At 61.9% G+C, this 19,645-nt stretch carries 17 protein-coding genes; 10 read left to right on the forward strand and 7 right to left on the reverse strand.

The genetic code is table 11. The features are described 5' to 3' along the window. Positions 1–22: 22 nt before the first annotated feature. Both R1T40_RS00205 and R1T40_RS00210 read right to left on the reverse strand, forming a co-directional pair. Positions 23–973, reverse strand: a complete 951-nt coding sequence (locus R1T40_RS00205) for an asparaginase (RefSeq protein ID WP_317384065.1) — start codon at positions 971–973, stop codon at positions 23–25. A gap of 171 nt (positions 974–1,144) precedes the next feature. Then, entirely contained in the window at positions 1,145–2,332 is a 1,188-nt protein-coding gene (locus tag R1T40_RS00210; RefSeq protein WP_317384066.1) for a pyridoxal phosphate-dependent aminotransferase, read from the reverse strand. Between the two features lie 232 nt (positions 2,333–2,564). Between R1T40_RS00210 and R1T40_RS00215 the strand changes: the two genes are divergently transcribed. Then, positions 2,565–3,218, forward strand: coding sequence for a hypothetical protein (locus R1T40_RS00215; protein WP_317384067.1), 654 nt, complete (start codon positions 2,565–2,567; stop codon positions 3,216–3,218). Between the two features lie 105 nt (positions 3,219–3,323). Here the strand turns inward: R1T40_RS00215 and phnE (R1T40_RS00220) are convergent, their stop codons facing one another. The 4 genes from phnE (R1T40_RS00220) to phnD all read right to left on the reverse strand — a co-directional run bounded on the left by phnE (R1T40_RS00220) (position 3,324) and on the right by phnD (position 6,801). Continuing rightward, a complete protein-coding gene (gene phnE / locus R1T40_RS00220) occupies positions 3,324–4,136 on the reverse strand; it encodes a phosphonate ABC transporter, permease protein PhnE (RefSeq protein WP_106164659.1) in 813 nt (270 codons plus the stop codon). Further along, on the reverse strand, positions 4,133–4,927 hold the full coding sequence (gene phnE, locus R1T40_RS00225; protein ID WP_106164660.1) for a phosphonate ABC transporter, permease protein PhnE: 795 nt from the start codon (positions 4,925–4,927) through the stop codon (positions 4,133–4,135). The genes phnE (R1T40_RS00220) and phnE (R1T40_RS00225) overlap by 4 nt, the downstream gene beginning before the upstream one ends. Then, positions 4,924–5,697 carry a phosphonate ABC transporter ATP-binding protein gene (phnC, locus tag R1T40_RS00230; RefSeq protein ID WP_106164661.1) on the reverse strand — a complete coding sequence of 258 codons (774 nt, stop codon included), beginning with the start codon at positions 5,695–5,697 and terminating at the stop codon, positions 4,924–4,926. Before phnC ends, phnE (R1T40_RS00225) begins: the two co-directional genes overlap by 4 nt. A 120-nt stretch (positions 5,698–5,817) precedes the next feature. After that, complete coding sequence (gene phnD / locus R1T40_RS00235) at positions 5,818–6,801, reverse strand: phosphate/phosphite/phosphonate ABC transporter substrate-binding protein (RefSeq protein WP_317384068.1); 984 nt, start codon at positions 6,799–6,801, stop codon at positions 5,818–5,820. A gap of 247 nt (positions 6,802–7,048) precedes the next feature. On the opposite strand from phnD, the gene R1T40_RS00240 reads away from it, so the two are divergent. Together R1T40_RS00240 and R1T40_RS00245 are read left to right on the forward strand one after the other, a co-directional pair. Next, positions 7,049–7,774 carry a response regulator transcription factor gene (locus tag R1T40_RS00240; protein WP_106164663.1) on the forward strand — a complete coding sequence of 242 codons (726 nt, stop codon included), beginning with the start codon at positions 7,049–7,051 and terminating at the stop codon, positions 7,772–7,774. 12 nt (positions 7,775–7,786) lie between these two features. Continuing rightward, positions 7,787–10,294, forward strand: coding sequence for an ATP-binding protein (locus tag R1T40_RS00245; protein ID WP_317384069.1), 2,508 nt, complete (start codon positions 7,787–7,789; stop codon positions 10,292–10,294). Between the two features lie 3 nt (positions 10,295–10,297). On the opposite strand, the gene R1T40_RS00250 is transcribed toward R1T40_RS00245, so the two are convergent. Beyond that, positions 10,298–11,059: an IclR family transcriptional regulator gene (locus tag R1T40_RS00250; protein ID WP_106164738.1), complete on the reverse strand. Its 762-nt coding sequence runs from the start codon at positions 11,057–11,059 to the stop codon at positions 10,298–10,300. 152 nt (positions 11,060–11,211) lie between these two features. Here R1T40_RS00250 and R1T40_RS00255 point away from each other — a divergent pair, with 152 nt between their 5' ends. From R1T40_RS00255 to R1T40_RS00285, 7 genes are all read left to right on the forward strand, one after another. After that, entirely contained in the window at positions 11,212–12,735 is a 1,524-nt protein-coding gene (locus R1T40_RS00255) for an ABC transporter substrate-binding protein (protein ID WP_317384070.1), read from the forward strand. Between the two features lie 109 nt (positions 12,736–12,844). After that, positions 12,845–13,762, forward strand: coding sequence for an ABC transporter permease (locus R1T40_RS00260; RefSeq protein ID WP_106164666.1), 918 nt, complete (start codon positions 12,845–12,847; stop codon positions 13,760–13,762). 1 nt (position 13,763) lies between these two features. After that, the gene (locus R1T40_RS00265) at positions 13,764–14,660 is read left to right on the forward strand and encodes an ABC transporter permease (protein ID WP_106164667.1); all 897 of its coding nucleotides are present in this window, start codon (positions 13,764–13,766) and stop codon (positions 14,658–14,660) included. A 3-nt stretch (positions 14,661–14,663) separates the two neighbouring features. Then, a complete protein-coding gene (locus R1T40_RS00270) occupies positions 14,664–15,659 on the forward strand; it encodes an ABC transporter ATP-binding protein (protein WP_317384071.1) in 996 nt (331 codons plus the stop codon). Continuing rightward, positions 15,656–16,639 carry an ABC transporter ATP-binding protein gene (locus R1T40_RS00275; protein WP_106164669.1) on the forward strand — a complete coding sequence of 328 codons (984 nt, stop codon included), beginning with the start codon at positions 15,656–15,658 and terminating at the stop codon, positions 16,637–16,639. The genes R1T40_RS00270 and R1T40_RS00275 overlap by 4 nt, the downstream gene beginning before the upstream one ends. Continuing rightward, the gene (locus R1T40_RS00280) at positions 16,636–18,201 is read left to right on the forward strand and encodes a gamma-glutamyltransferase (protein WP_317384072.1); all 1,566 of its coding nucleotides are present in this window, start codon (positions 16,636–16,638) and stop codon (positions 18,199–18,201) included. The genes R1T40_RS00275 and R1T40_RS00280 overlap by 4 nt, the downstream gene beginning before the upstream one ends. Further along, complete coding sequence (locus tag R1T40_RS00285) at positions 18,198–19,589, forward strand: M20 family metallopeptidase (RefSeq protein ID WP_317383987.1); 1,392 nt, start codon at positions 18,198–18,200, stop codon at positions 19,587–19,589. Before R1T40_RS00280 ends, R1T40_RS00285 begins: the two co-directional genes overlap by 4 nt. Positions 19,590–19,645 lie beyond the last annotated feature (56 nt).

The following is a 19,645-nucleotide window of genomic DNA, read 5'->3' on the forward strand; positions in this document are numbered from 1 at the left end:
GGCAGACATTGAATCGCCTGTGTCAGAGCGCCCACTCTCCGCAAATTCGGGTTTCCAGAAGTGTCCGACGCTCTGCCGGGTCGTCGCTCACGGCCAGAACATGGAGGAGTTTGGCGTAGGCGGCCTCCACCGTCATGTCGCGCCCATCGACCGCGCCTGTTTCCACCAGCAATGACCCTGCGGAGTAGGTGCCGAGCGATATGCCGCCTTCTGCGCATTGACTGACCGCAATCACGGCGATCCCATTGGCTTGTGCCCTGCGCAGCGCCTTGTGCAGGCCGCGTCCTTCGGGAACCGTTCCAGACCCGTAGCATCGCAAGACGATACCGTCCGCATGATCTGCCGCAAGATCCACAAGCTCCGCATTCATACCGGGTGCGACTGCCGCGATCAGAGCCGTCGCATCGCCATAGCTTTGCACGGAGATCTCTGCCCCCGCGCGCTGTGGCGCGGCGTCCGTGTAGGAGGCGTTGAACGCGTCAAACGCCACCGAATGCGACTTTCGCACCCGTGCCCCGTGCAGCAACTTGCCGGCAAACTGCACCCAAACCCCGGCTGGCGTGGTCTCTGCGGCGGCAAAAGCATCCCGTAGATTTGCCCCGCCATCGCTGCCGGTCTCGCTGAGCGGCAACATCGCCCCGGTCAGGATCACGGGCTTGCGCAGCCCATGCAGGCCAAAACACAGCGCCGCCGCAGTGAAGGCCAGCGTATCCGTGCCATGGGTCACGACAAATCCGTCGCAATCCGCATGGTTTTCAGCGATTTGCGACATGATCCAGTTCCAATCCGCAGGCGCGGCGTTGGCACTGTCGATCAGCGGCGATGCGGTCACCACGCGAAAATCGGAGCGAATGTCACCGACAGCCCGCAACCGATCCAGCTCCGCCTCGACCACACCGTCTTGCGGTGCAAATCCAGTCGCCGTGGCGACCATTCCGATCGTTCCACCTGTGTGGATCACGCAAATTGTCATTCAAGCCTCTCCCGCTCCGGCTACACCGTCAGACCTGCATTTCTGCAGGACACGACACAGCACATGCCCCGCGCGAGACATGGCCGCACGGATCAGGAGGCTATAAGCCCCCTGCTCCGTTGCCGCAATCATTACAGGTTGCTGTGTGTCTGCCAGATCGCAGGCCGGGCGTTACTCTGCCGCAGCGGAGCGTGTGCGGGCGAACTCCGAAATACGATCAACCGCTTGCGTCATTTCCGCGTCATCAATGGTCAGGGCCAGACGCACCCAGTCGCGCATACAGTCGCCGAAGGACGAGCCGGGCATGACCGCAACGCCGCCCTGTTCCAACAGCGCCCAGGCAAAGGTATCGCAATCCATGCCAAGCGGGCTGACATCCACAAGCGCGAACATGCCCGCCTCTGGGCGGTGAACACGCAGGGCAGTCTCCGCTTCGAGCCTGTCTGCAAGGTAGTGCGCCCGTCTGGCAAAGCGCGCGCGCATCCCCTGTGCCACGGGCGAGCCCTGCCGCACGGCCTGTTCCGTCATATCCGCGATGAACGGTTGGTTGCCGAAGAGCATGGTCTCCGACACCGGCAGCAGCGCCTCCATGAAGGCTTTCGGCCCGATTGCCCAACCGCTGCGCATACCCGGGGCCGCATGAGATTTCGAGATCGACGACACCGCAATGCTGCGATCGGCAATCTCCGGCAGCGACAGGGGCGACAAGAACGCGTGACCCTCAAAGACCAGATCTTCATAGACCTCATCCGAAATGATCCAGATGTCATGCTTCAGCGCCAGTTCGGCAACCGCCTTCACATCCTGCGGCTGCAGGATGGCACCGGTGGGATTATGCGGCGTGTTGAGCAGGATCGCGCGGGTCTTGTCGGTAATCCGCGCGGCAATATCCTCCGCCTGAATGCGAAATCCATGCTCGGGCCGCAGCGGTACGGGCACCATCGTCGCACCAGTGGCGCGGATGACCCCCTCGTAGGTTGCGTAAAGCGGATCACCGACGAGCACCTCGTCACCCGCTTCGGCCACCCCTTGCATCACCGCGTAGAGCGCCGTCTGAGTGCCCGGAAAACACAGGACGTGATCACCATCGAACTCACGCCGGCGTCTCGCGGTGTAGTGTTCGGCCAAGGCACGACGCAAACCGCTTTCACCGCGACCGTCGGAATACTGCGTACGCCCGGCCTCCAGCGCGCGGGTTGCGGCCTCGGCCATCACGCCCGGCAAGGGCACATCCGGTTCTCCGATCGTCATCTCGATGATCTGTTCGCCGCGCTCCAGCCGTTCGCGGGCCGCCAGATGCAGATCCCATTTGGCGCCACCAAGGCCCGCCAGACGTTGGGTGATGGATGTGGTCCTCATGTGAACAACCTTTTCGTAATCCAGATTTCGCAGACCGGAGCACCGCTGCATGAAACCTTATTATACAACTGTGCGACAAAAGGAAAGCGGCCAGACGCCTTGCGCTCACTGCCCGGCGACCAAGGGCGCGCACAGTGAAAAGACTCAATTGCTGGCAACTCCGCGCCGATCCGTTCGACCTGCTCGCGCACCCCGGCTTGCACCGCTTGCAGCTTCGACGTAACTGCTGCGCATGACTTCAAAGATCCTTGTTCTGACCACGCGCGAAGATGGCAGCGGGCGGTTTTCACTGACGCATAAGGCGGATGGCACAACAGGCATCAGCCGGATGTCTTGCGATCTGTCAGCGGCGGATATGCGGCAATTGGTGCTGTTCTGCGAAGGGTGCGATCTTCGACGGACCTACGGCGATCCCATCGCCGTTGAACTGCAGCTCGACGGGTTGCTGCTTACCGAGACTCCAGCCAAAGGCGAAATTCACGTCCTGCGCCAAATCGGCTATAGCGAGAAAGCCGCGCAGGTCGAGCGCGAGATCTTTTGCGCCGAAATGGCCGGCGTTGTGGAAACCGCCCTCAACCACGCGGAGCAGTCCAAACACGGTCCTCTCTTGAAATCCATGCTGGCTGAAACGCAGCTCCCGGCCTCGTTGGTTCAGGGCCTGACGGATGATGAAAGCGCGCAGGTGCTACATCGCCTGCAGGAGATGGCGCTTCTGATCCTGAGTGATCTTTCGTTGGAAAAAGGTGGCCGCTTTGCAAAACTGTTGCGCAGTAAAAAAACGCGACCAGAGGCGGAGGCCTACGCCCGTGACTTGGTGCACAGCCTCGCCGAAAGCCTCGTGGTGCCTAAGACATCCGAGCTTGGCTCTCAGATGGGCGCGTCCTGAGACCCGGCCACTGTGCCTCTCTGATGGCAGACCCGAAGCGGCGCAAAATGACAAAGGGCCCCGACATGATCGGAGCCCTCTTTCATAACTACAGGCCTGCGCCCGTCAGAGGATCTTCTTGCGCAGATACGACGACACCACCTCGCCAAAAACAACCAACGCCAGAATGGTCAGCAGAACCATCGACACTTCGGGCCAGTTGAAGGTGTCGATCGCCCCCTGCAGGATCATCCCGATACCGCCCGCACCAACAAGGCCGAGAACGGTGGATTCCCGCAGGTTGATATCCCAGCGCAGGATCGCCACGGCAAAGAACGCGGGCATCACCTGTGGCACGATCCCATAGAGCACCACCTTGAAGCGCGACGCGCCGCAGGCCTCCAGCGCCTCTACCGGCTTGCGATCAATCTCTTCGATCGCCTCGCCCAGCAGTTTGCCCAGAAACCCGATCGACCGGAACATGATCGCCACGATACCGGCCACGATACCGGGGCCGAAAATCGCCACGAACAGCAGCGCCCAGATGATGGTGTTCACGGACCGGGATGACACCAGGATGAAACGTCCCACCCACAGTGCTGCCTTGTTCGGCGTGGTGTTCTGCGCGGCGATATAGGCCACCGGCAAGGACACCACCACGGCGATCATCGTCGCCAGCGTGGCAATATTGACGGTCTGCCAGATCGCCTCGAGGATCGACGGCAGGTTCGAGGGATCCGGCGGCATCATGCGGCCAAACAGGTCGCCCATCTGCGACGGCGCATCCCAGACCCAGGCCCAGATCACGTCGATGCTGCTGAGCGCCCAGCTGACAACCAACAGGGTCAGGGCCAACCCGCCATAGCGCATCAGGCGCTGACGCAAGGTGAAGCGAGACCAGTGGTCAAGCGTGTTTTGCAAAGGTTGAGTGCTCATCATGCGATCCGCTTCCTGACAAATCCGCTCACTGCCTCGGACACGAGGATCACGCCCACGATGACCATGGTGATGGCGAGTGCAAAGTCATAGTCATAGCGACCAAAGGCATTCGCCAATGTCGCACCAATCCCGCCCGCGCCGACAATTCCGACCACAGCAGATGCACGCAAGTTGCTGTCCAGCTGATAGATCCCAAGACCGACCAGACGGGGCATGATCTGCGGCATCACCGCGTAGGCCAGCGTCGGGATGAAACCGGCCCCCGCGGCACGCATCGCCTCAACCTGACCAAAATCAATCTCTTCAATGCGCTCGGCCAGAAGCTTGGCGACAAATCCGATGGAATAGACCACCAGGGTCAACGCCCCGGCAAACGGGCCAAAGCCAACGGCCTTCACAAAGATGATCGCCACGATCACCGGGTGAAAGCTGCGGGCAACGATGATGATGCCACGACCCAGAAAGTAGATCGGCTTTATCGAGATGTTGCTTGCAGCCATGAACGCCAGTGGCACCGACAGGGCAATGCCGCCAACGGTTGCCAGAATGGCGATCTTCAGGCTCTCCAGAAAGCCGTCAATCAGTAGGCCAGAGCGTTCAAAACTCGGCGGGAAGGCACCGCTGAAAATGCGCTGCGCCCGGGTCATGCCGTCGGCCACCCGGTCCCAGTCGATCGGCAGCGTGACCAACGTGAAGACGAAGTAGATCGCCACGGCAGCATAAAGCCCATACCGCAACAGCGGGCTGGCGATGAACGGCGGTTTGCGCCAGGTATCTCTGACCTCGCTCATGCCGCCGCCCCGACCTGCGCGCGATCCTCTGCCGGAACCCCGGCGTAGATCTCGTCCATCTCCGCCTTGCCCAGCTGTGCCGGCAGATCGTCAAAGATGATCCGCCCGTAGCGCATGCCCACGATACGGTCGCTGTATTCCTTGGCCTCGGTCACGTTGTGAATGTTGATGATGACCGGCAGTTTCAGTTCGCTTGCCAGATCGCGCAGCAGCGACATGATCTGTTCCGAGGTTTTCGGGTCAAGCGACGCGGTCGGCTCATCCGCCAGCAGGATTTCGGGGCGCTGCATCAAGGCGCGCACCACGCCGACCCGCTGACGCTCACCGCCCGACAGTTCATCGGCGCGTTTGTTGGCATAATGTGCGATGCCAACCCGCTCCATCAGCTCGTAGGCGTGGCGGATGTCATCACGGGGATAGCGCCGCGTCAGCGCCGCCCAGGTCGAGATGTAGCCAAGCCGCCCGGACTGCACATTCTCCATCACCGTCAGACGGTCGATCAGGTTGAAGCTCTGAAACACCATGCCGATACGACGGCGGGCGGCGCGCAGCTCGCGACGGTTCAATGTGGTGAACTCGGTGCCGTTCAGATCAACGGAGCCGGAGGTGGGTTCGACCAGGCGGTTGATACAGCGCAACAGCGTACTCTTGCCCGCACCGGATGACCCGATGACGGACGTCAGCTGATCGCCCTCGACGGTCAGGTCCAGCTCTTTCAACACCGGATCACCGGATCCGTAGCGTTTGGTCAATTTGGAGATTTTAAGCATAGCGGCCTCTCGGACAATGCGCGGCCCCGCCTCTGCCACGCGGTCCGACAGGCGAACACACGCGGGAAGCCGCGAAAAGCCCCGGTCGGCTGCTGCGCCGACCGGGACGGGATGTGTGGATCAGTTTCCGGCCAGGCCCTGCGGTGTGTATTCCACGCCGTTGGACTTCTGGATCTGACGGATGACCGCCCATTGATCCTTGTAGGTGATCGGAATGAACTTGCTGACGCCGTCGAACTCATCGCCCAGCTTGGTGCCGGCAAAGTCGAAGGAGAAGAAGGCGTCCTTGATCTTGTCAGCCAGCGCCGGATCAAGATCATGTGCCAGCGTGAAGGAGGTGGTCGGGAACGGATCGCTCTCCCAGATCTTGCGCACGTCAGCGGTGTCATAAAGACCGCGTTCTGCCATACGGTCGACCACTTCGGACGCCACCGGCGCCGCGTCATAGTCGCCCGCGACCACACCCAGCATCGACTGGTCATGCGACCCGGAATAGACCACCTCGTAATCCTTGTCGGGCTCTACGCCCAGATCCGGGAACAGCGCGCGCGGCGCCTGGTTGCCGGAGTTCGAAGTCGGCGAGGTATGCGCAACACGACGGCCCGCCAGATCCTTCACTTCCTTGATGTCGCTGTCAGCCTGAGTGAAGACCTGCAGCTTGTAGCCGAACTGGCCATCTGCCGCGCCCATGATCGCAAAGGGCACCGCACCGGCAAGGTTCACCGCAAACGGTGTCGGCCCGGTGGAGAAGCCTGCCACATGCAAACGACCGGAGCGCATCGCCTCAACCTCGGCAGAGTTCGACTGCACGGCAAAGAACTGCACGTCCTTGCCTGTCGCCTCTTCCAGATGGGTGATGAAGGGCTCCCAGATGTCGGCATAGACTGCGGGATCTTCGACCGGCGTATAGGCAAACACCAGCGTGTCGGGGTTGCTCAGTTCTGCCGGATCGGTGGGCGTATCGGCCACCAGGTCGCCGTTTGCATCGCAATAGAGCACATCCAACGCGCCACGCTCAGCGCAATCTTCTGCCGCTGTTGCAGCCACGGCGCTCATCGACAGAACGCCCAGTGCCGTCGTGGCACGGGTCCAGAATTTTACCATGTTTTCCTCCCTTTAACGCCAGTGGTGGAACGGTCTCCCACCCGTCACGGCGCTGGTGAAGAAAGGATAGTGACCACCTGCCATCCGAAGCGAGACAGGTTATGTTAATGAAACAGCCGGAACCCGGCTTTCATGTTAACAATGTTTCAAATGCCGTTGCAGGCCTTTTGAGCTGCTAGCGTTTTTTGACATCTGTGCCACAACAGCAGGCGCGCACCCCCGGTCAGAGCAGGAGGAGGAGGCAGGAATGCAGTCAGGCAAGTCAGAGCCACTCATCGCGATCGTGGACGATGATCCGAACGTGCGCGAGACCCTGTCCGCCCTGATGCGCGACAGCGGTTTCGCTCCGGTCTGCTGTCCTGATATCGCGGCCTTTCTTGCGCTTGGCGACCCGCCGCCGGTGGATTTGGCCTTGATCGACCTGCGGCTTCAGGGTGAATCCGGTCTGACTCTGGCGATCCACATCCGGGAGCGCTACGAGATTCCGATCGTCATGCTGACGGGCGTTGGTGATGAGATCGACAAGATCATCGGACTGGAAACCGGCGCGGATGATTATCTGATCAAACCGTTCAACCCGCGTGAGCTGGTCGCCCGCATCCGTGCGGTGCTGCGGCGCTATGGCTTGGGCAGCCAGCGGGTGCCCGCCCCTGCCCCGGGTCAGGAAATCGCCTTTGGCAGCCTGCGCATCGACCTGCAATCGCGCCGGTTGCTGGACCAGTCGGGCGATGAAATACCGCTGACCAATGCGGAATACCGTCTGCTGGAGTATTTTGCACGCAACCCGGAACGCACCATTCCCCGCCCGGAGTTGCTGGAGGAGCTGGGGTCCGACATGCAGCGCTATGTGGATCGCACCATCGACGTGCTGATCCTGCGATTGCGTCGCAAGATCGAAGCGGTGCCATCAAAGCCGGTGCATTTGCTCACGCGCAGGTCACAGGGCTATGTGTTCCACCTGTCACCGAACTGAGCTCTGCATCCGATGTCCATCCTCTCTCGTCTCAGTATTCGCTTTCGCCTGTCCGCCGCCATCGCCGTGCTGTTTGGCTTGATCCTTCTAGTCAGCCTCATCGGGATGCGCGTGCTGAACCGGACCGAACTGTGGATGAACGTCCTGCATCAGGACACGCTGACCGAGGTCTCCGACGCGCTGGAACTCTCGCGACGCTCCGCGGATCTTGCAACCTCTGCGCCCTTTCTCTACGCGCTGTTTCCGCCCTTCCAGCTGGAGCAAGAGGCACAGAGCGTCTTGCAGAACCTCCGCAGCATCGAGGAACAGGCGGCCAATGACCCCGCACTCGACCTGCCGCTGGCGCGGCTGCGGCTGGCAATTGACGATTTGACCTCAGCGCTGGTGCCGCAAACCGCACGCATCGCCGCCCTCACCGCCATAGACCGCGACATGTTGCGATTGAACCAGCGCGTGCGGCGCCTGTCCGGCGATACCTCCCTGCCGCTGCCGGAACGCGAGGTCTGGGCCGAACTTCAACAGCTGACCGCCAGTGCCATCGGTGCGGGTCGTGCAAACGCGCTGATCGAACTGGGGGAATTCACCCGCCGCTACACGACCACCCGAGACCGGATCGAGCCCGCCTTGATGCCGGTTCACCAGGCAACTTTTGCGGAGATTCAGGCCGCCGTTCGCCGCAGCGAGGGGCTGTTTGCGCTTAAGCATCGAAAAATCGCAGCCCAGCTTGATGCAGAGAACGCCCTGTTTCGCATTCGCCAGCAGGCAGGCCGCATTACCACCTATGCCGAGGAAAAAGTTGCCCAAGCCGAGGCGCGCCTGTCACAGGCCCGAACCGAGACGTCAAACAACCTCGGCATCGCAAAAAACTCCTTTCTCGCGCTGACATTGGTCAGCCTTCTGGTTGCCGTGACCTCGGCGCTTTATGTGTCGCGCTATGTCGCACGTAACCTGCGCCGCATCGCCGATGCGATGCGCACGCTGGCGGCAGGGGACCACCGCAGCGACCTGCCCCGCGCCCGCGTGTCGGATGATGAGATCGGCCAGCTCTATGCCGCGTTTCAGGTGTTTCGCGACAATGCCCGCAAACTGGACCGCCGCACCGGAGAAATCCGGCGTCAGAACGCGCTGTTTTCCCGTGTTTTTCGCAACATCAAGGACGGTGTCGCAATTTCCGCCGCCAGTGGGCAGATCGAGGCGGAAAACGACAACCTGCGTAGCCTCCTGCGGCTGCCGCCGGAGGATCAGCCCAACGCGCCAGCCGACATGCAGGACCTGATTGCGCGCTCCGCCTTTACCCGTCAGGCCAGCGCGGGCGAGCGGGGTGGCTTTGAAGAATACGTCGATGCCTCCGGCCATGTGCTGGAGCTGCGCCATTCCCCCCTGCCCGATGGCGGCGCCGTTTGGCTTCTGTCGGAAACCACTGAACGCAAGCGTATTGACGAACGGCTGGAAGAGATCCGCCGGGTGGAAACGCTCGGGAAAGTCACCGGTGAGGTTGCGCATGATTTCGGCAATATCCTGTCGAGCATCTCCGGCAACATGCATCTGATGTCCGCGGCCTCGAACGAGGACGCAGAGCGCATCCGCGAGCGCATTGGTGCAGCGCTGGATCTGGGCGTATCGCTGACCGAACGCCTGTTGGCTTTTGCCCGCAAACAACATCTGGAGCCGCAGGTGACAGATGTCGGACTATTGGTGGAGGGCATGGCAGATCTGCTCGAAATCGCGCTGCCCGAAACCGTCGAGCTGGAGTTCGATCTGGCGGCAGAACCGGTGCTGGCGCGGGTCGACCCCGGCCAGTTGGAAAGCGCGATTCTCAACCTGTGCGTCAACGCGGGTCAGGCCATTGATGGCGCCGGGCAGATCCATGTGACCGTGACGGAAAATCCCGATGGCGGCGCATGCTTGCGCATCCGCGACGATGGCTGCGGCATGTCGCCCGAGGTGCTGCAACATGCCACCGAACCGTTTTTCACCCATCGCAGCGATGGCAGCGGCACTGGTCTCGGCCTGTCGATGGTGGATGGTTTCGTCCATCAGTCCGGTGGGCGGCTGTCCTTGTCCTCCACCGTAGATGAAGGCACCGAGGTCCACCTCAGCTTTCCGCCCCTGGAGCAGCCCGTGGACCTCTCTGCCAGCACCTTGGTCAGCGGCACGGCGGTGGTGGTGGACGATGATCCGACCTATCTCATATCGGCGGCACAGGTCCTGGAAGGTCTGGGGTTTACCGTATTGCGGGCGGAGACCTTTGCCGAGGGGGCCGCAGCAATCACCCGTCTGCACGCCGTTGATCTGGTGTTGAGCGACCTCAACCTCGACCATGGCGCCTCAGGCTGGGATCTCTTGCATCTTGCCCGCACGCAGCACCCGACCTGTCGGTTGATCGTCATGTCAACGCGCAGCATCGCCGGGATGCCTGCCGCCCTGCGCACGGCAACCGGGCCCGGACGATTGGAAAAACCAGTGACGGAAACCGCCCTGCGCGATCTGCTGCGGCACGGCGCACCACCAAAACCCTAGACGTCAGCCGGGAATACCGCTCGCGGTGTCGAGCAAGGCTGGCAGCAACTCCTCCCTCACCCGCTCGATATCAAAACTGTGGCTGGAGACTGCAACTTGCAGCGCCGCATTGGCCCTTCCGTCGATGCCGACAATCGGGACCGCCAGGCTGATTTCATTCAGCATCATCTGACCCTGCGTGATCGAATAGCCGTCCTGCGACGCGCAGGCGATACCGTCAGCAATGGCCCCGCGGTCGGTGATGGTCTTTGGTGTCGCGGCCCGGATCGGCCAGGTTTCCAACGCATGTGCCACTTCATCGTCAGACCAGGTTGCCAATATCACCCGCCCGGACGCTGTACCAAGCGCTGGCACGCGACGCCCGACGATACTGGCCGCGAACTGGGTCCTTTGGTTGGGCAGGCGCAGCGAGTAGATGATGTGATCGCCGGAAATCTGCGCCAGGTTCACGGTCTCGCCATGAACACGGCTGAACTCCACCAGCTTTGGAAGCACCCGCGAAATGAGCGGATCCGACCAGTAGTAGGCATAGGCCAGCTCCAGCCAGGCATGGCTGGGCCGATAGCGACGCGTGCCCGGATCACGCTCCAGCATCCCCTCTTGATGAAGCGTATGCGCCATGCGCTGTACCGCGCTTTTCTCCAGACCGGTGAGGGTGACCAACTCGGCCAGCGACAACGAAACATGTGATTCGTCAAACGCCCGCAGCAGACGCAACCCTTTGGCCAAGGTGCCGACGAACAGCGGATTCTGCTTCTTTTCCAACATCTTTTTCCATTTCTGCCGGGTCTCGAAAACACGGATGTAACAAAGACTTGACGGACACCGTCAGCATCTGAGTATGATAGTTAAATAGCGATCATAAGTATCAAATAATGATACTGCAACTATTCCAACGTATAGTACAGGGAAATGAAATGACTGATCTCTCCTTTACCCGCTCCGCGCTCGTCGCGCTCACGCTGGCCTCCACCACCGCCATGCCCGCCCTTGCGGACAAGGCGTCTGGCACCCTGAACGTGGCGTTCACCAAAGAGCTGGAAAACGTCGACAGCTACTTCAACTCCTCCCGCGAAGGGGTCGTGATGCAGCGCGCCGTTTGGGACGGTCTGATCTACCGTGACCCGAAGACCAACGAATACATCGGCAACCTGGCCACCAGCTGGGAATGGATCGACGACACCACGCTGGAGCTGAAGCTGCGCGAGGGGGTCACGTTCCACAATGGCGAACCCTTCAACGCCGATGACGTGGTCTACACCGTCAACTACGTCGCCAAGGAAGAAAACGGCGTGAAGACGCAGCGCAACGTAAACTGGATGAAGTCGGCAGAGAAAGTCGACGACTATACCGTGCGCATCCTGCTGAAGGACAAATTCCCGGCGGCGATCGAATTCCTCTCCGGCCCCGTGTCCATGTATCCGAATGAATACTATGCCGAGGCTGGCCCCTCCGGCATGGGTCTGAAACCAGTCGGCACCGGCCCCTACAAAGTGACCGACGTGGTTCCGGGACAGCATTTCGTGCTGGAAAAGAATGAAAACTACCACGACAGCCCCAAGGGTCAGCCGGAAATCGACAAAATCGACATCCGCACCATTCCCGACGTCAACACCCAGATGGCAGAGCTGTTCTCCGGCTCACTGGATCTGATCTGGCAGGTGCCTGCGGATCAGGCCGAGAAGCTGGCCGAGATGGGTCAGTTCACCGTTGCCAATGAATCCACCATGCGCGTGGGCTATCTGCAAATGGACTCCGCAGGTCGTTCCGGCGAGGACAACCCTTTCACCAATGCCAAGGTGCGCGAGGCGGTCAACTACGCGATCAACCGCGAAGAACTGGTCGAAGCGCTGCTGCAAGGGTCGAGCCAAGTCATCAACACCCCCTGTTTCCCCAGCCAGTTCGGCTGCGTGCAGGATGTGACCACCTATGACTACAACCCGGAAAAGGCTAAGGAATTGCTGGCCGAAGCTGGCTATCCGGATGGGTTCAGCACGCCGTTCTATGCGTATCGCGACCGTCAGTACGCCGAGGCGATCTCGTCCTACCTCAACGCGGTCGGCATCGACACCGACTTCAAGATGCTTCAGTACTCCGCCCTGCGCGAGCTAAACATGAAAGGCGAAGTGCCGCTGTCGTTCCAGACCTGGGGCAGCTATTCGATCAACGACGCCTCCGCCATGGTCAGCCAGTTCTTCAAGCACGGCTCGCTCGACAGCACCCGCGACGATGAAGTGCTGGAGTGGCTGGACGTGGCCGACAGCTCCACCAACCCGGACGAGCGGATCGAGAATTACACCAAGGCGCTGAAGAAGATCACCAAGGAAGCCTATTGGGCACCGATGTTCAGCTACAACACCAACTACGTCTTCACCGGCGACGTCAGCTACACGCCGACTGCCGACGAGGTGCTGCGGTTCGTGGACATGTCCTGGAACTGATCTGCCTCTGGTGAGGGGCCCCGCGCCCCTCACCCTCCTCCCGACACGCTCCTCACACGACACATCCCCAGATGCGCGGGCCTATAGTGCCTGACGCCCGAGGTACCTCATGCTTCCATTCATCCTGAAGAGACTGGGCCTGGCTTTGCTAGTGGCTTTGACCGTCAGCTTCATCAGTTTTTCCCTGCTGTTCTTGTCCGGAGATCCTGCAGCCGCCCTGGCTGGCGAAACCGCCAGCGGCGAAGATGTCGAGGCCATCCGCCGCCTCTATGGTTTTGACCGCCCCATGTTGGTGCAATACGGCGAATGGCTGTTCTCGGCCGTGCAGGGCGATTTTGGCGAGAGCTATTATTTCAAACTGCCCGTCGCCAGCCTGATCGCAGAGCGTCTGCAAGTGACCATGCTGCTGGGGGTCTGTGGTATCCTGTTTGCCCTCCTCACGGCCGTTCCTCTTGGCGTGGCTGCTGCGATCCGTCCCAACTCCCTCATCGACCGCGTCGCGCTGTTCCTGTCCGTTGCCGGTCAGGCGATGCCGTCGTTCTGGTTTGGCCTCATTCTGATCGTTGTGTTTGCCATTCAGCTCGGCTGGCTGCCGCCTTCTGGCGCGGCAACCTGGCGGCATTTCATCATGCCGACCATCGTGCTTGGCTACTACGCGATGCCAGCGATCATGCGATTGACGCGGGCCGGCATGCTGGACGTGCTGAATTCGGACTTCATCCGCACCGCACGCGCAAAGGGCGCCGGCGAAGGCCGGGTGCTGTTCAAACACGCCCTGCGCAATGCGATCATCCCGGTGGTCAGCTTGGCTGCGGTCCAGATGGGCTTCATGCTGGGCGGCTCGATCGTGGTGGAATCGGTCTTTGCCCTGCATGGCGCAGGCTTCCTCGCCTGGGAGAGCATTGCCCGCAACGACCTGCCCACCGTGCAGGCGCTGATCCTCGTTTTCTCGATGTTCTACATCGTCTTCACCTTTCTCGCCGACGTTCTGAACGCCTGGCTTGACCCCAGAATGCGGAGTTCCTGACGTGACCGACTCCACTGATCCTCTCTACCAAGAAATCCAAGGCCCCTCTCCGCGCCAGATGCTCAAGCTGCGCGCATTTGGGCACAAGGGGCTGCTCTTCGGCATGGGCGTTGTCGGCCTGCTGGTACTGATCGCCATTCTGGCACCGGTGCTCGCCCCGCATGACCCCTATGCGCAAAGCCTGATGAACCGGATGGTTCCGCCTGTCTTCATGGGCGGCACCTGGGAACATCCGCTGGGCACCGACCATCTGGGCCGGGACTACCTGTCGCGCCTGATCTACGGCGCCCGCGTGTCGCTGTTGATCGGTGCGGTGGCTGCTCTGATTTCCGGCGTGATCGGCACCGCGATGGGTGTCGCGGCCGGCTACTTCGGCGGCAAGGTCGACGCGGTTGTCACCTTCCTCATCAACGTGCGTCTCGCGATGCCGGTGGTGCTGGTGGCGCTCGCGGTGGTTGCCATCCTCGGTGGCTCGCTCACCGTGGTGGTCTGCGTGCTGGGTCTGTTGCTGTGGGACCGCTTTGCCGTGGTCATGCGCGCCTCCACCCTGCAGGTCAGCCGTCGCGACTATGTGGCCGCTGCGCAGGTGATCGGCGCTTCCACCCCGCGCATTCTGCTGACCGAGATCATGCCGAATATCTTCAACAACCTGATCGTCGTGATCACGCTGGAGATGGCGCACGCCATCCTGCTCGAAGCGGCGCTGAGCTTTCTCGGCCTCGGTGTGCAGCCCCCTACCCCGTCCTGGGGCCTGATGGTGAGCGAAGGCAAGAACATGATGCTGTTCGAGCCATGGCTCGTTCTCATTCCCGGTGCCGTGCTGTTTGTGCTGGTGCTGGCGATCAATCTGATGGGCGACGGTCTGCGTGACGTCACCGCCCCCGAAGGACGGAGCTGAGCCATGACTGATACGCTTCTTTCCGTAAAGAACCTGACCCTCAACATCCCCACCGGCAGCGGCACGCTGAAAGCGGTGCGCGGCATCGACTTTGACCTCAAACGCGGCGAGACCCTGTCGATCGTCGGCGAAAGCGGGTCGGGCAAATCCCTGACCTCGCTGGCGGTGATGGGGCTTCTGGGCAAGTCCATCAAACGCCAGGCCGACGAGATGCGGTTTGACGATGTCGACCTGCAAAAGGCCAACCGCCGGGTGATGCGCGATCTGCGCGGCAACCGGATCGCGATGATCTTTCAGGAGCCGATGACCTCGCTCAACCCGGCCTATACCATCGGCGATCAGCTGACCGAGACGCTTTTGCTGCACCGCAAGGTCAGCAAGGCGGCGGCCCGCGCCCGCGCGGTGGAGCTGTTGGAAAAGGTCGGCATCACCGCCGCCGAAAGCCGCCTGTCGCAATATCCCCACCAGCTGTCCGGTGGTCTGCGTCAGCGGGTGATGATCGCGCTGGCGCTGATGTGCGAGCCGGATCTGTTGATCGCGGACGAGCCGACAACCGCCCTTGATGTGACCATTCAGGCGCAGATCCTGCGGCTCCTGGTCGATCTGACCCGCGAGATGAACATGGCGATGATCCTCATCACCCATGATCTGGGTGTGGTGGCCCGTGTCGCCGACAAGGTTGCGGTGATGTATGCGGGTGAGCTGGTCGAGACAGGCCCTGCATCAGAGGTCTTTGCCGCACCAAGCCACCCTTACACGCGCGGTCTGCTGCGCTGCATCCCGCAGCCGGGCAAAACCGAACGCGGCGCGCCCCTTGGCACCATTCCCGGCATTGTGCCGTCGCTGATCGGCGATGTCAGCGGCTGCGTCTTCCGCACCCGCTGTGCCCATGCCCGCCCCGAATGTCGCGAAGCAATCCCGCTCAGAGGCGACGCCAGCCATGAGTTCAAATGCGTCCACCCCGACGGCGCGTTGTCCGAAGAAGGAGAGGTCGCATGAGTGATGTTCTGACCCTGGACGGAGTAAAGAAAACCTACAGCGTCAAGCAGGGCATGTTTGGCCCGCGCAAGCCGCTGACAGCCGTCAACGATGTCACGCTCTCGCTCGGCAAGGGCGAGGTGCTGGGGCTGGTTGGGGAATCCGGATGTGGCAAGTCCACATTGGCCAAGCTATTGCTGGGGCTGGAAAAACCCACGTCCGGCGATGTACTTGTTGAGGGGGAGTCAATGGCGACCCTTGATCGGCGCGGTCTGGCCGGACGCCTGCAGCCGATCTTTCAGGATCCCTATTCCTCGCTCAATCCACGCAAGTCGATTTACGATATTATCTCCCTGCCGCTGCGGGTGCACAAGATCGGCAATACCGCCAGCCAGACCAAGGCGGTGAAGGACATCCTCGACATCGTCGGTCTGCCGCAACGGGTGATGAACACCTACCCCAGCCAGATGTCCGGCGGTCAGCGTCAGCGGGTCGCCATTGCGCGCGCGCTGGTGATGAAGCCCGAGATCGTCATCTGCGATGAGCCGACCTCGGCGCTGGATGTGTCTGTCCAAAGCCAGATCCTCAACCTGCTGGGCGAGCTGCGCCGTGAGTTTGGCCTGACCTATCTGTTTATCAGCCACGACCTCGCGGTGGTGGAGCATCTGGCGACACGGGTGGCGGTCATGTATCTTGGCCGGATCGTCGAAGAGGCGCCTGTGGCAGAGCTGTTTGAGGCCCCCAAGCACCCCTATACTAAGGCCCTGTTGAGTTCGGTCCTGACCCCGGAGCCGGGGCTGGGCGTGCCGGAAACCGCCCTTGGCACCGCCTATCCGAACCCGATCAACCCGCCCTCGGGCTGTGCCTTTCACCCGCGCTGCCCACTGGCGACGGAGCACTGCAAAACGGTCGCCCCCCGTCCGATCCAGACCGAACATGGCCGGGTGGAATGCCACCTTCACGACCCGGAGAGCCCGATGACACGTCAGGATGCCGCATGAGCGCACTGTCGAGAACACAGCACACCCGCAAGCATGTCATCGAAACCGCGGGCGGCGTCGTCGCCTCCCAGCACCGTCAGGCTGCCGAAGCGGGTGCCGCAGTCTTGCGCGCTGGCGGGGATGCCGTTGATGCCGCTGTCGCGACCTCCTTTGTCGTCGGGGTTCTGGAACCCTGGATGAGCGGCCCAGCCGGCGGTGGTGCCGCGATCCACTGGCGCGCGGACACTGGCGAGGCGGTGGCGATTAACTTCGGCATGAGATCGCCGAAGGGGTTGAATATAAACGACTATCCCCTGTCTGGCGATGGCAAGGCCGGGGATCTCTTCCCCTGGGAACGCGTGGTCGAGGATCGCAACGTCGAGGGCGCGACCGCAATCGCCGTGCCCGGCACCGTGGACGGTCTTGGCCAGGCCCACGCTCGCTGGGGCCGTATGCCATGGGCGGAGCTTCTGGCACCCGCTGTCAGTCATGCCCGCGAGGGAATGCTTGTCGACTGGTATGCAGCGCTGCTGATCGCCTCGACCGCGCGCAATCTGGCCAAGGATCCCGACGCGGCTGCGATGTTCCTTGACGATGGCACATGGCCCAAGGGCTCTGGCTGGACCGCGATCCCCGACAATCGGCTCGACCAGAGCCGCGTGGCCGCCTCGCTTGCGCATATGGCCGAGGCTGGACCGCGTAGTTTCTACGAAGGCGATCTGGCGCAGGCGATGGCGCAGGATGTTCAGGACAAGGGCGGTTGCCTCGCCGCAGAAGATCTCGCCGGATACTCCGCCTGGATGGGCGCGGCCCGCCCTGTCGATTACCGCAACGCGCGCTTTCACGTGATGCCGGGGCTGACGGCGGGCCCGACCTTCGCCCGCGTGATGGAACAGCTTGAAACCGCAGATCTTTCGACGCCTGCCGCAACCTATGTGGCCTATGCTCGCGCTCTCGACCAAGCCTATGCAGAGCGGCTCGGCAAGATGGGCGACGACGGCGAAGTGCCAGAGGCGCCCGGCTGCACCACGCATTTCTCCGTGGTGGACCGGGACGGCAACATGGTCACCCACACCCAGACGTTGCTGTCGATCTTTGGCAGCCGGGTTGTGTCGCCCTCAACCGGGTTCCTGATGAACAACGGCATCATGTGGTTTGACCCCGAACAGGGCCGCCCGAACTCCCTCGCGCCGAACAAGGCCTGCCTGATGAACGTCTGCCCGGTGTTGGGTGAACGCGGCGACACGCGCTTTGCCTTTGGCGCGTCTGGCGGGCGCAAGATCGTCTCGGCCGTGTCGCAGCTGGCGTCTTTTGTCGTCGATGGCGAAATGGATGTGGAACAGGCCTTTCATACGCCGCGCATCGACATGTCAGGCGGCGCGCAGATCATCGCGGACGAAACGCTGCCGACAGAGGTGATTTCAGCCCTATCGGACGAAAAACCAACGCAGACCACCCGGCGGACCGTCTCCCCCTATGCCTTCGCCTGCCCCGCAGGCGTGATGCGCAAGGATGGCGCCAACAGCGGCTGCACCGAAATCATGTCACCCTGGGGTGACGCAATATCCGAGGACGACCTATGACCCGCGACGCCGCCATTTCCCGCGTGACTGACTATTACGAGGCCGGAACATTCCAATCTGACCTTGCGGATCTCGTGACCTATCGCAGCGAGAGCCAGAATGACGCGCCCGACGCGCGCAGCGAATGCCTGCGCTACCTGAAGGAAGCAATGCTGCCGCGCCTGATCGCCTTGGGCTTTGCCTGCGAGATCATCGACAATCCCGATCCGCGCGGCGGGCCGCTCCTGATCGGGGAGCGGGTCGAAGGGGATGACCTTCCGACCGTGCTCACCTATGGTCATGGCGACGCTGTATTGGGCCAGGAAGGCATGTGGCGCGAGGGGCTTTCGCCCTGGGAAATCGTCGAAGAAGGCGACCGGCTCTATGGACGCGGAACGGCGGACAACAAGGGCCAGCATCTGATCAATATCGCAGCCCTTGAGGCGGTGGTCGCAGAGCGGGGTCACCTCGGTTTCAACACGCGTATCGTGTTGGAGATGAGCGAAGAAGTTGGCTCTGTTGGCCTGCCGGAGGTGTTCAAGACCTACAAGGACCGGCTGACGGCGGATGTGTTGATCGCCTCAGACGGCCCCCGCCTGCAACCCGAGGTCCCCACCATGTTCATGGGCTCGCGCGGGGGGACGACGTTCGATCTGGTGGTGGAAACCCACGAGGGCGCGCATCACTCGGGCAACTGGGGCGGCCTGCTGTCCGACCCGGCGATGATCCTTGCGCATGCGCTGGCTTCGATCACCGATGTGCGTGGCCAGATCAAGGTTCCGGAATGGCGCCCCGACAGCCTGACAGACAGCGTACGCGCCGCGTTGAAGGATCTGCCCGTTTCAGGGGGACAAGGCCCGGATGTGAACCCCGACTGGGGCGAAGAAGACCTGACCCCGGCGGAACGTGTGTTCGGCTGGAACAGCTTTACCGTGCTGGCGATGGTCTCCGGCGTGCCGGACGCCCCGGTCAACGCGATTTCCGGCTGGGCGCGCGCGACCTGTCAGCTGCGCTATGTGGTCGGCACTGAGCCTGAGGACGTGGTCCCTGCCCTCCGCCGTCATCTGGACTCACATGGGTTCCAGAACGTGGAAATCCGCTGCCATGATCGCGGGTTCTTTGCCGCCACACGGCTCGACCCCGAGCATCCTTGGGCACAGTTCGTGGGCAATTCGATCCGCGAAACCTCGGGCGATCTGCATGTGCTGCCGAACCTTGCCGGGTCATTGCCCAACGACAGTTTCACCGACATTCTTGAGGTTCCGACCATCTGGGTGCCGCACTCCTATCGCGGCTGCTCGCAGCATGCACCGAACGAGCATGTTCTGAAGCCAGTCTGCCGCGATGCACTGCGGGTCATGGCGGGCGTGTTCTGGGATGTTGGCGAAAAGGGCGGACCCTCCGCCTAAGCAGAGCCGCAAATCGCTGCTAACAGAAGAAGGCCGCCCTTGTTTCAAAACGGCGG

The sequence above is a fragment of the Tritonibacter scottomollicae genome (assembly GCF_032924845.1).
Lineage (GTDB): Bacteria > Pseudomonadota > Alphaproteobacteria > Rhodobacterales > Rhodobacteraceae > Epibacterium > Epibacterium scottomollicae.

What these genes read in the sequence shown, in the direction of transcription:
- R1T40_RS00205 (WP_317384065.1), bottom strand. Translation starts at nt 973, where the DNA reads ATGACAATTTGCGTGATCCACACAGGTGGAACGATCGGAATGGTCGCC.
- R1T40_RS00210 (WP_317384066.1), bottom strand. Translation starts at nt 2,332, where the DNA reads ATGAGGACCACATCCATCACCCAACGTCTGGCGGGCCTTGGTGGCGCC.
- R1T40_RS00215 (WP_317384067.1), top strand. Translation starts at nt 2,565, where the DNA reads ATGACTTCAAAGATCCTTGTTCTGACCACGCGCGAAGATGGCAGCGGG.
- phnE (WP_106164659.1), bottom strand. Translation starts at nt 4,136, where the DNA reads ATGATGAGCACTCAACCTTTGCAAAACACGCTTGACCACTGGTCTCGC.
- phnE (WP_106164660.1), bottom strand. Translation starts at nt 4,927, where the DNA reads ATGAGCGAGGTCAGAGATACCTGGCGCAAACCGCCGTTCATCGCCAGC.
- phnC (WP_106164661.1), bottom strand. Translation starts at nt 5,697, where the DNA reads ATGCTTAAAATCTCCAAATTGACCAAACGCTACGGATCCGGTGATCCG.
- phnD (WP_317384068.1), bottom strand. Translation starts at nt 6,801, where the DNA reads ATGGTAAAATTCTGGACCCGTGCCACGACGGCACTGGGCGTTCTGTCG.
- R1T40_RS00240 (WP_106164663.1), top strand. Translation starts at nt 7,049, where the DNA reads ATGCAGTCAGGCAAGTCAGAGCCACTCATCGCGATCGTGGACGATGAT.
- R1T40_RS00245 (WP_317384069.1), top strand. Translation starts at nt 7,787, where the DNA reads ATGTCCATCCTCTCTCGTCTCAGTATTCGCTTTCGCCTGTCCGCCGCC.
- R1T40_RS00255 (WP_317384070.1), top strand. Translation starts at nt 11,212, where the DNA reads ATGACTGATCTCTCCTTTACCCGCTCCGCGCTCGTCGCGCTCACGCTG.
- R1T40_RS00260 (WP_106164666.1), top strand. Translation starts at nt 12,845, where the DNA reads ATGCTTCCATTCATCCTGAAGAGACTGGGCCTGGCTTTGCTAGTGGCT.
- R1T40_RS00270 (WP_317384071.1), top strand. Translation starts at nt 14,664, where the DNA reads ATGACTGATACGCTTCTTTCCGTAAAGAACCTGACCCTCAACATCCCC.
- R1T40_RS00275 (WP_106164669.1), top strand. Translation starts at nt 15,656, where the DNA reads ATGAGTGATGTTCTGACCCTGGACGGAGTAAAGAAAACCTACAGCGTC.
- R1T40_RS00280 (WP_317384072.1), top strand. Translation starts at nt 16,636, where the DNA reads ATGAGCGCACTGTCGAGAACACAGCACACCCGCAAGCATGTCATCGAA.
- R1T40_RS00285 (WP_317383987.1), top strand. Translation starts at nt 18,198, where the DNA reads ATGACCCGCGACGCCGCCATTTCCCGCGTGACTGACTATTACGAGGCC.